This is a genomic window from Microbacterium sp. 2RAF4 (genome assembly GCF_052115285.1).
GTDB classification, from domain to species: Bacteria; Actinomycetota; Actinomycetes; order Actinomycetales; family Microbacteriaceae; genus Microbacterium; species Microbacterium oxydans.
Map to the genome: position 1 here is coordinate 863,210 of NZ_JBFRGI010000001.1, position 10,141 is coordinate 873,350.

Below are 10,141 nucleotides of genomic sequence, written 5' to 3' on the forward strand. Positions count from 1 at the left end.
TCGATTGTACCGGCCATGCGGTTCTCCGGCCGCCTCGGCACGCGGCAGAGCGATCGGCACGCGGCAGAGCGATCGGCACGCGGCAGAGCGATCGGCACGCGGCAGAGCGGATCGGGCCGGTGCGGCACCTTCAACGGGCGCGCGGGTGCGACGTCGCGTAGATGTCCCGGAGTGCATCGACGGAGACGTGGGTGTAGATCTGCGTCGTCGCGACCGACGAGTGCCCGAGGAGCTCCTGGACCACGCGCACATCCGCACCACCCTGCAGGAGGTGCGTGGCGAACGAGTGCCGCAGGGTGTGCGGGGAGACGTCGACCGTGATCTCCGCTCTCTCGGCGGCGGCGCGGATGACGAGCCAGGCGCTCTGACGCGAGAGCGGGGCCCCCCGAGCGCCGAGGAACAGTCGGGCGGAGGCACGTCCCTTGGCCGCCAGCCCCGGACGCACGCGCGTCAGGTACGCGTCCACAGCGGCGCGCGCGTAAGAGCCCAGCGGCACGATGCGCTCCTTCGACCCCTTCCCCCGCAGTCGCAGCACGTCTCCGTGCGCCAGGTCGTCCACGTCGAGGTCGATGGCCTCCGACACGCGGGCTCCGGTCGCGTACAGGAGTTCGAGCAGCGCGCGATCGCGGATGCCGAGCGGGTCCTCGGGTGGCGGAGCGGCGAGAAGGCGCTCGACCTGCTCGATGGTCAGGGCCTTGGGGAGGCGTCGCGGCGCCTTGGGTGGGCGGAGCCGGCCGCTGGGGTCGTCAGCCTCGATGCCCTCGCGTGCGAGGAAGCGGTGCCAGCCCCGGACCGACGACTGCAGGCGCGCGAGACTGGTCGAGGCGGGAGGCGGCTGGGCGGATGCCCGCTCCGCGATGAACCGGTCGATCACGGCAGGGGTCACTTCAGCCGTGTCGGCGACCCCTTCGGCCACCAACCATTCCTGATAGGCGCCGAGGTCACGCCGGTACGCCGCGACCGTGTGGGCACTCAGGCCCCGCTCGACCGTGACATGACGCAGGTAGGCGTCCAGGGCGCGCTCGAGCTGCATCGTCAGTCCCGGTCGCGCAGCCTCTGCGATGCCGCGAGCACCCCGATGGCGAGGATGCCGTTGCGCATCCGCCCCTCGAGCACCGCCGAGACGGCGTCCGAAAGCGGCACCCAGGCCACCCGGATGTCCGCTTCCTCGTCCTCCCGGTCGTGTGCCGCGTCGGCCGAGGAGACTCCGGTCGCGAGGAACACGTGGATGATCTCGTCGTTCCCGCCAGGAGTCGTCCAGGAGGAGACCAGGGGCTCCCAATGCGCGGCGACGAGGTCGGCCTCCTCCGCGAGCTCGCGTCGGGCTGCGGCGAGAGGCTCCTCCCCCTCCACATCCAGCAGTCCTGCAGGGAGCTCCCAGTCCCGATGCCGGATCGGGTGGCGGTACTGCTGGATCAGCAGGACGCGCCCCTCGTCGTCCAGGGCGACGATCGCCACCGCGCCGGTGTGGTCGACGTACTGTCGGACGATCTCACCGTCTCCGTAGCGCACGCGGTCGGACCGGACGTCCCAGACCCTGCCGCGGTACACGAGGTCGCTCTGGAGGACCCCCGGTTCGAACGGCTCGTCGCGGAGGTCCTGCGGCGACTCAGTCATCCGCGCTGACGTCGAACAGCTCGCTCGCGCGGTTCCGCTCGATCGCTGCGCCGACCAGTCCGCGGAACAGCGGGTGCGGAGCGGTCGGACGCGAGCGCAGTTCGGGGTGCGCCTGAGTGGCGATGTAGTACGGGTGCACATCGCGGGGCAGCTCGACGTACTCGACGAGGTCGAGCTCCGGGTTGAGACCGGAGAAGACCAGTCCGGCCTCCGACAGACGGTCACGGTAGGCGTTGTTCACCTCGTAGCGGTGACGGTGGCGCTCTGAGGCTTCGGGCGCACCGTACAGTTCACGGGCGAGCGACCCTTCGGCGAGGGCCGCCTGGTAGAGACCGAGGCGCATGGTGCCCCCGAGGTCGCCTCCGTCGAGGATGTCGACCTGCTCGGCCATCGTCGCGATGACAGGCTCCGCCGTCTCCGGGTCGAACTCGCTCGAGGACGCGCCCTCGATGCCGGCGACGTCGCGTGCGTACTCGATGACCATGCACTGCAGGCCGAGGCACAGGCCGAGCGTCGGGATTCCCTGTTCACGCGCGAACTTCAGCGCGCCGAGCTTGCCCTCGATGCCGCGGATGCCGAAGCCTCCTGGCACGCAGATGCCGTCGAGCTGGGCCAGCTGCTCCCTGGCGCCCTCCGGGGTCTCGCACAGGTCGGAGGGGATCCAGCGGATGTTGACCTTGGTCTCCTGTGCGAAGCCGCCGGCCTTGAGAGCCTCGGTCACCGAGAGGTAGGCGTCGGGGAGGTCGATGTACTTGCCCACCAGACCGATCGTCACCTCGTGCTTGGGGTTGTGCACCGCGTGCAGCACCTTGTTCCAGCGGGTCCAGTCGACGTCGGCCGCCTTCTGGTCGAGGCCGAGGCGGCGCACGATGTAGGAGTCCAGTCCCTGCTCGTTCAGCGTCGAGGGGATGTCGTAGATGCTCGGCAGGTCGACGGTGTTGATGACACCCTCGACATCGACGTCGCACATCAGCGCGATCTTGTTGCGGTTGCTCGCGCTGACCGGACGGTCGCTGCGGAGCACCAGCGCGTCGGGCTGGATGCCGACCTGACGGAGAGCTGCGACCGAGTGCTGCGTCGGCTTGGTCTTCTGCTCCCCCGAGGCGCCCATGAACGGCACGAGCGACACGTGCACGAAGAACACGCTGTCGCGGCCGAGCTCGTGACGCAGCTGGCGCGCGGATTCGAGGAACGGCTGCGACTCGATGTCGCCGACGGTGCCGCCGACCTCGGTGATGATCACGTCGGGACGCGGGTCCTCCGACGCCTGCAGACGCATGCGGCGCTTGATCTCGTCCGTGATGTGCGGAATGACCTGAACCGTGTCGCCGAGGTACTCGCCGCGACGCTCGCGGGCGATCACCTGCGAGTAGATCTGGCCGGTGGTGACGTTGGCCGCCTCAGACAGGTTGATGTCGAGGAAGCGCTCGTAGTGGCCGATGTCGAGATCGGTCTCGGCGCCGTCGTCCGTCACGAACACCTCGCCGTGCTGGAACGGGTTCATCGTGCCCGGATCGACGTTCAGGTACGGGTCGAGCTTCTGCATCACGACGCGCAGACCGCGGGCCGTGAGGAGGTTTCCGAGGCTGGCCGCCGTCAGCCCCTTGCCCAAAGACGAAACGACACCACCAGTCACGAAGATGTGCTTGGTCGTGTCGTTCTTGGGTCCCGCAGAAGAAGAGTTCATCACGGGCTTCGATCCTATCAGGCGGAGGGGACTCGGAGGCTGAGAAGTTCACGCGCGTGGGTCAGGGCGGCGTCGGAATCGGTGAGCCCCGACAGCAGACGAGCCATTTCGGCTTCGCGCTCCTCCCCCTCCAGACGCCGCACGCTGGAGGCCGTGACCGCGCCGTCATTGGCCTTCACGACCGACAGATGGTTGTTGGCGAACGCTGCGACCTGTGCGAGATGTGTGACCGCGATGACCTGCGACTTCTCGGCGAGTCGGGCGAGTCGGCGTCCGACCTCGATGGCCGCAGCGCCCCCGATACCCGCGTCGACCTCGTCGAACACGAACGTCGGAACCGGATCGGTCGCGGCGATCACGACCTCGATGGCGAGCATGACGCGGGAGAGCTCGCCGCCCGAGGCTCCCTTCGAGACCGATCGCGGCTCGGCGCCGGGGTGGGGTGCGAGGAGGATCGCGACATCGTCTCGGCCGTGGGCGCTCTCGGCACCCTCGGAGACCACGACTTCGAGGCGCGCGTCCGGCATCGCGAGAGCGTGCAGCTCCTCCGTCACGGCCGCGCCGAGGCGGGCGGCGGCCTCGGTTCGTACTGCCGTCAACGCGGCGGCGTGCACATCCAGCTCCACGCGTGCGGCATCCCTCTCGGCGATCAGCCGTTCGATGCGGTCACCGTCGTCGTCGAGCTCGGCCAGCCGCGCGGATCCGGTCTGCCAGAGAGTCAGGGCCTCATCGAGCGAGCCATGGGCACGGATCAGGGTCCCGAGCGCCGCACGCCGCTCTTCGACGGCCGCGAGCTCATGCGGACCGGTCTCGTCGAGGTCGGCGAGATAGGCGGAGAGGAGCCCCGCAGTGTCGGCGATCCGGTAGCCGATGTCGGCGAGGTTCTCACCGATCTCGGTCAACTTGGCATCAGAGGCTCGTTCGAGCACGCGGCGTGCCTCCGCGACGAGCGCCGCGGCATCAGGCTCGCCGTCTTCGCTCGACAGCGCGGCGTGGGCGAGAGAGGCTGCGAGACGCAGTTCCTCGGAGTTGGCGAGACGCTCGGCGCGCTCGGTGAGCTCCTGGTCCTCCCCCGGCTCCGGCGCGGTCGCCTCGATCAGTGCGATGGCCTCCCGCAGTCGCGTGGCTTCGTCAGCCCGCCGATCCCGGTTCTCGGCGATCTCCGAGATCTCGGCGTCGAGCGCGCGCCAACGAGCGAAAGCGGCCGCATAGGTGCTCACGGCTTCCGTGATCGGAGCGCCACCGAAACGATCGAGCGCATCGCGCTGGGCGACGGCCGACCGCAGCCGCAGCTGCTCGGACTGGCCGTGGACCACGACCAGCTCTTCCGCGAGGGAGGAGAGCACTCCCGCCGGTGCGGCACGACCGCCCACGCTCGCGCGGGAGCGCCCTTCCGAACTCAACGTGCGCGACACGTAGAGTTCGGCGCTGCCGCCACCCGCGGGCTCCAGCTCTCCCCCGGCGTCGGCGACGATCTCTGCGACGCTGCCCTCTTCGGGGACGATCCACACGCCGGCGACCGATGCCTGCGACGCACCGGCGCGCACCGCCCCGGAATCGGCGCGCTGGCCGAGGAGCAGCCCGAGGCCGGTGACGACCATGGTCTTTCCCGCACCGGTCTCACCCGTGACCGCGGTGAAGCCGGGGCCCAGCGGCAGAACGGCATCGGCGATGACGCCGAGCCCCTGCATCCGCATTTCCTCGATCATGACGACCTCTCGCTCACGACGTCGCTTCCGTCGCCTGGCCACGCCACCCGGCGACGGGCAGTTGGAACTTGCGCACGAGACGGTCCGTGAAGGCCGTGGGGTGCAGGCGTGCGAGCCGCACGGGACGTGAAGAACGACGCACCACGACACGAGCGCCCGGCGGCAGTTCGTGCGAACGGCGTCCGTCGCACCACAGGATTCCGGAGCCGTCCGTGCGTTCGAGCATCTCGATCGCGACCGACGCGTCCGGGCTGACCACGAGCGGCTTGGCAAACAGAGCATGCGCAGAGAGCGGCACCACGGCGATCGCCTTCACGCTGGGCCAGATCACGGGACCACCCGCCGAGAAGTTGTAGGCGGTCGATCCGGTCGGAGTGGACACGACCATGCCATCGCAGCCGAAGCTCGACAGGGGACGGCCGTCGATCTCCAGCACGATCTCGATCATCCGCTCACGGCTGGCCTTCTCGACCGTGGCCTCGTTGAGCGCCCAGGTCTCGTAGACGACGGTGCCGTCGACATCTTTGACCCGCACCGACAGCGCGAGCCGTTCTTCGACCTCGTAGTCGCGATCGATCACCCGGCGCACCGCTTTGTCCATGTCGTCGCGGTCGATCTCCGCGAGGAAGCCCACGTGTCCCATGTTGATGCCGAGCACGGGTGCGCCGCTGTCCCGCACGAGTTCTGCGGCACGCAGGATCGTGCCGTCCCCGCCGAGCACGATCGCCAGCTCGAGGTCGGCCGGGTCGACGGAGCGGCCGAGCACGTCGGTGTCGACGAAGAACGGGTCGACGGCCGCGAGGTCCTCGTGATCGTCGACAGCCAGAACGGGTCGCGCTCCGGCCTCTCGAAGAGCGTCGATCACCCGACGGGCGGCCTCGACGGTGTCGACACGGCCCGCGTGAGCGACGACCAGGATGCAGCGCTCGTTCATCGTCCTCCTGCCAGTCGGTTGATGGTGTCCAGCCATTCTGTCGGATTGCTGCCCCGCCCCGGGGCGAGGTGCACGAGATACTCGGCGTTCCCGTGTGTACCGAGAATCGGGGAGGGAAGGATCCCGAGCAAGCCGAGTCCCACGTCCCACGCGCTCCACACCGTTCTGGCGACGGCGTCGGCGCGCGTGGCGGGATCGGTGACCAGACCGCCGCGGACGGCTGTGCGCCCGACTTCGAACTGGGGTTTCACGAGCAGGAGGATGTCGGAATCCGGCACTGCCACGGCGGCGACGGCCGGAAGCACGAGTTCGAGGGAGATGAACGAGAGGTCGCCGACGATCAGATCGGGGGTCGCGGACTCGCCGGTCGCCGCGGCGAGATTCTCGCGTGTCATGTGACGGACGTTGTAGCCCTCGACGGCGATGACGCCCGGATCGGCAGCGATGGACGGAGCGAGTTGACCGTGCCCGACGTCGACCGCGAGGACCGTGCGCGCGCCGCGTTCGCGAAGCACCTGAGTGAAACCGCCGGTGGATGCGCCCATGTCGAGCGCGAGACGCCCCTGTACCGGGACGGCGAAGCCGTCGAGACCCGCGATGAGCTTGTGCGCGGCCCTGCCGACGTAGTGGTCGGCTCCGGCGATCGTGATCTCGGCCCCCTCGCCGATCGATGTCGACGCCTTCACGACGGGTCGGCCATCGACGCTGACGAGCCCCTCGGAGATGAGGGTCGCCGCATGGGTGCGCGAACGGGCGAGTCCTCGTGAGGCGAGGGCGGCATCGAGTCGCGTCATCGGGATCCCGACGTCTCCCGCTGCTCGGCCTTCGCACCGGTCTCGAGGCGGCGGGAGAGCTCGTCGTGCAGCGCCGAATACGCGTCGGCGCGGGCGGGAAGCGGCTGCCCCTCGATCAGGCGCAGCCGACTCCACAGACCATCGGTCGGCGCGCTCGTCGTCTCATCGCTCACGGTTCTACTGTACGCGGCCCCTCCGACGCGGGAGGGCGCCACGCGACGGCGTCAGGGGCGGTGGAACGGATCCTCGTAGAGACGCTCGGGAACCCGCAGCACGAACACGGGCGTTCCCGACGCCCAGATGGCGGCAGCGCCCGCTCTCAGGAGATCGATCTGCTCTGCGGACTCCGCCACGATCTCGACATCGGCACCGGTGACACGCACGGCGGCGTCGTTGACACGGAAGACGCCGTCCTGCTGAGTCACTTCAGGGTACGGAAGATGCAGCTCGCGCAGGTCGCCGAGGATGTACGTGGGACGCGAGCCCTCCGGCGCCGCCAGCACGTGCTTCGGCCGATCGATGCCCGTGAGCACCAGGGCGGAGTCGATGCCCGCCCGGCTGGCGCCCATGATGTCGGTGTCCAGACGGTCACCGATGAAGAGCGCCTTCGTCGCACCGAAGCGTGCGAGGGCCTCCCGGAAGATCGGCTCCTCCGGCTTCCCCGCGACGGTCGCGAGCCGGCCGATCGCGGTGTGGACAGCGGAGACGAGCGTTCCGTTCCCCGGGGCGACGCCGCGCTCCCGAGGAATCGTCCAGTCCGTGTTGGTGGCGATCCACGGGATCCCACCCTCGTCCTCCGGGAGCTTCAGCGCGAAGGCCGCCTCGGCGAGATCGGTCCACGCGACCTCAGGCGCGAAGCCCTGCACCACTGCGCTGGGCGCATCGTCCGCGCTGCGGGTGACCGTGTAGCCCGCCTTCTGCACCTCGTCGACGAGCCCGTCACCGCCGATGACCAGGATCGTCGCCGGTGCGGGCACGATCTCGGCCATCAGACGCATCGCGGCCTGCGGGCTGGTGACGACATCCGATGCCTCGACGTGGAGTCCGAGGCTGCTCAAGTGCTCCGCCACGGACGCATCGGTCCGCGCAGCGTTGTTGGTGATATATCCGAGCCGAGCGGACTTGGCCGCCTCGTTGAGACTCTCGACCGCGAACGGCAGTGCCCCGGGACCGGCATAGACCACCCCGTCGAGATCGGCGAGGACCGTGTCGACACCGTCGAGCGGAGTAGGTGCCGACCGCTTCCGAGAGAACAGCGCCACTATGCCTCCGGCTCCGACTCGTCGTCCTCGTCGGCGTCCCGATCCTCGTCATGATCCTCGCCGAGCAACTCGCGCACCTCGTCTTCGACCGAGGGCTCCTCGTCGTCTGATACTTCAGAGTCAGCCGCTTCAGACTCAGCCGCATCAGGCTCAGTTGCGTCAGGCTCAGCCGCTTCAGGCTCAGCTGCGTCAGGCTCAGTTGCTTCAGGCTCAGCCGCTTCAGTCCCAACTGCGTCAGCGTCCGCCTGGGACGGGGCGTCCGAGGTGTCGTCCTCGTCCGCGAACTCGCCCTCGATGAGGCTGTCCTCGATGAAGATCTCCTCGTCGCCCGCCTCGTCGATACCGAGTGCTTCCGCGGCGACCTCGGCACGGTGCGCCCAGAACTCAGCCTCCTCGGTGCGCCCGAGGTCTTCGAGCACGGCGGCACGGGCAGCGAACAGGGCGGGGCTCCATTCGAACGCGCGATCGGGGTCGAGCTCCGGGATCTCCAGCTCACCGAGCGCGAGCTCGAGGTCGCCCTGATCCAGTCGGGCCCCCGACATCGCGATGGCGAGTGCGACGCGGACAGGCGTTTCGAGGGAGGAGCGATCCACGGCACGCCCGGTCTCGAGCGCACGGTCAGAGCGACCGATACCGCGCTCGCTGTCCACCATCAGAGCGATCTGATCGTCCTTGCCGGAGATGCGACGGTAGGTACGCAGCTCGCGCAGCGCGAGAGCGAAGTCCTCCGTGGCGTACGCGGTGATGCCGAGGGTCTCCCGGACGATCGCGATGCGACCGGCTCGTCGGGAGGCAGCGAGAGCATGCTGGTGAGCGAGCGCAGGATCCTCATCGATGAGCCGTGACGCCATCGCGAGGTGACGGGCGACATGCTCCGCATTCTCCTTGCTCAGCGTCTTGAGCTCGTTGCGCGCCGCCCCGTTGAGGTCACGTGCGGTGACATCGTCGGGGATGTGGGGCTCATCGAACCGCGGACGCTCATTCGCGGCCTGTGCCGGTCGCTCCCGACCCGCTCCCCCGCGCTGCGGGAAGGAACGCCCCGCGGAGCGGTCGCTGCCCTCGTGACGGGGCGATACGCCATCACGACGCGGGGCACCACCATCACGGTTGTACCCGCCCTCACGACGCGGAGCACCACCGTCACGGTTGTACCCACCTTCACGACGCGGAGCACCGCCATCGCGGCTGTAGCCGCCCTCACGACGCGGGGCACCACCATCACGACGCGGGGCACCACCGTCACGGCTGTACCCACCTTCACGACGCGGGGCACCACCGTCACGGTTATAGCCGCCCTCACGACGCGGCGCACCACCATCGCGGTTGTACCCACCTTCACGACGCGGGGCACCGCCATCACGACGGGGCGCGCCGCCATCGCGGTTGTACCCGCCCTCACGACGAGGAGCACCACCATCACGGTTATACCCGCCCTCACGACGAGGAGCACCACCATCACGGTTATAGCCGCCGTCACGACGAGGAGCACCACCATCACGGTTATAGCCGCCGTCACGACGAGGGGCTCCGCCATCACGGTTATAGCCGCCGTCACGACGAGGGGCTCCGCCATCACGGTTGTACCCGCCTTCACGACGCGGGGCACCACCATCGCGGCTGTAGCCGCCGTCACGACGCGGCGCACCACCATCACGGTTGTACCCGCCTTCACGACGCGGAGCACCGCCATCGCGGCTGTAGCCGCCGTCACGACGCGGAGCACCACCATCACGGTTGTACCCGCCTTCACGACGCGGAGCACCGCCATCACGGCTGTACCCGCCCTCACGACGAGGGGCACCACCCTCACGACGGGGCGCGCCGCCATCGCGGTTGCTGTAGTTGGGGCGTCCGCCAGAAGCGCGGTTCGCGCGCGGTCCGTTGTCGTCGTTGCGACGCGGACGGCGCTGTTCCTCTTCTGGCATGGTGCTCCCTGTTCTCTTCGTGTAAACGCAAAATGGCCACCCAACGATGGGTGGCCATTTTGTCTAAAAGGAGTCCGGCGGTGTCCTACTCTCCCACAGGGTCCCCCCTGCAGTACCATCGGCGCTGTGAGGCTTAGCTTCCGGGTTCGGAATGTAACCGGGCGTTTCCCTCACGCTATGGCCGCCGAAACACTATTGATGTTTCAATCAAAC

The 10,141-nt window shown here is 68.9% G+C and carries 10 protein-coding genes and 1 rRNA gene; all 11 read right to left on the minus strand.

Annotated features, from left to right (window positions below; translation table 11 throughout):
• Positions 1–130: 130 nt before the first annotated feature.
• The gene (gene xerD / locus AB4070_RS04200) at positions 131–1,033 is read right to left on the minus strand and encodes a site-specific tyrosine recombinase XerD (RefSeq protein ID WP_441979008.1); all 903 of its coding nucleotides are present in this window, start codon (positions 1,031–1,033) and stop codon (positions 131–133) included.
• Positions 1,034–1,035: 2 nt separating this feature from the next.
• Complete coding sequence (locus AB4070_RS04205; RefSeq protein WP_441979009.1) at positions 1,036–1,617, minus strand: NUDIX domain-containing protein; 582 nt, start codon at positions 1,615–1,617, stop codon at positions 1,036–1,038.
• Entirely contained in the window at positions 1,610–3,304 is a 1,695-nt protein-coding gene (locus AB4070_RS04210) for a CTP synthase (RefSeq protein ID WP_046749376.1), read from the minus strand. The genes AB4070_RS04205 and AB4070_RS04210 overlap by 8 nt, the downstream gene beginning before the upstream one ends.
• A 17-nt stretch (positions 3,305–3,321) precedes the next feature.
• Positions 3,322–5,013, minus strand: coding sequence for a DNA repair protein RecN (gene recN / locus AB4070_RS04215; RefSeq protein WP_441979010.1), 1,692 nt, complete (start codon positions 5,011–5,013; stop codon positions 3,322–3,324).
• A gap of 13 nt (positions 5,014–5,026) precedes the next feature.
• Entirely contained in the window at positions 5,027–5,947 is a 921-nt protein-coding gene (locus tag AB4070_RS04220) for an NAD kinase (protein ID WP_441979011.1), read from the minus strand.
• On the minus strand, positions 5,944–6,741 hold the full coding sequence (locus tag AB4070_RS04225; protein ID WP_441979012.1) for a TlyA family RNA methyltransferase: 798 nt from the start codon (positions 6,739–6,741) through the stop codon (positions 5,944–5,946). The genes AB4070_RS04220 and AB4070_RS04225 overlap by 4 nt, the downstream gene beginning before the upstream one ends.
• Complete coding sequence (locus tag AB4070_RS04230; protein ID WP_441979013.1) at positions 6,738–6,914, minus strand: hypothetical protein; 177 nt, start codon at positions 6,912–6,914, stop codon at positions 6,738–6,740. The genes AB4070_RS04225 and AB4070_RS04230 overlap by 4 nt, the downstream gene beginning before the upstream one ends.
• 51 nt (positions 6,915–6,965) lie before the next feature.
• Positions 6,966–8,003 carry an HAD-IIA family hydrolase gene (locus AB4070_RS04235; RefSeq protein WP_441979014.1) on the minus strand — a complete coding sequence of 346 codons (1,038 nt, stop codon included), beginning with the start codon at positions 8,001–8,003 and terminating at the stop codon, positions 6,966–6,968.
• A complete protein-coding gene (locus AB4070_RS04240) occupies positions 8,003–8,854 on the minus strand; it encodes a hypothetical protein (RefSeq protein WP_441979015.1) in 852 nt (283 codons plus the stop codon). Before AB4070_RS04240 ends, AB4070_RS04235 begins: the two co-directional genes overlap by 1 nt.
• A gap of 38 nt (positions 8,855–8,892) precedes the next feature.
• Complete coding sequence (locus AB4070_RS04245; protein WP_441979016.1) at positions 8,893–9,831, minus strand: hypothetical protein; 939 nt, start codon at positions 9,829–9,831, stop codon at positions 8,893–8,895.
• Between the two features lie 169 nt (positions 9,832–10,000).
• Positions 10,001–10,117 (minus strand): 5S ribosomal RNA (gene rrf, locus AB4070_RS04250).
• Positions 10,118–10,141 lie beyond the last annotated feature (24 nt).

What these genes read in the sequence shown, in the direction of transcription:
- xerD (WP_441979008.1), bottom strand. Translation starts at nt 1,033, where the DNA reads ATGCAGCTCGAGCGCGCCCTGGACGCCTACCTGCGTCATGTCACGGTC.
- AB4070_RS04205 (WP_441979009.1), bottom strand. Translation starts at nt 1,617, where the DNA reads ATGACTGAGTCGCCGCAGGACCTCCGCGACGAGCCGTTCGAACCGGGG.
- AB4070_RS04210 (WP_046749376.1), bottom strand. Translation starts at nt 3,304, where the DNA reads ATGAACTCTTCTTCTGCGGGACCCAAGAACGACACGACCAAGCACATC.
- recN (WP_441979010.1), bottom strand. Translation starts at nt 5,013, where the DNA reads ATGATCGAGGAAATGCGGATGCAGGGGCTCGGCGTCATCGCCGATGCC.
- AB4070_RS04220 (WP_441979011.1), bottom strand. Translation starts at nt 5,947, where the DNA reads ATGAACGAGCGCTGCATCCTGGTCGTCGCTCACGCGGGCCGTGTCGAC.
- AB4070_RS04225 (WP_441979012.1), bottom strand. Translation starts at nt 6,741, where the DNA reads ATGACGCGACTCGATGCCGCCCTCGCCTCACGAGGACTCGCCCGTTCG.
- AB4070_RS04240 (WP_441979015.1), bottom strand. Translation starts at nt 8,854, where the DNA reads ATGGCGTCACGGCTCATCGATGAGGATCCTGCGCTCGCTCACCAGCAT.
- AB4070_RS04245 (WP_441979016.1), bottom strand. Translation starts at nt 9,831, where the DNA reads ATGGCGGCGCGCCCCGTCGTGAGGGTGGTGCCCCTCGTCGTGAGGGCG.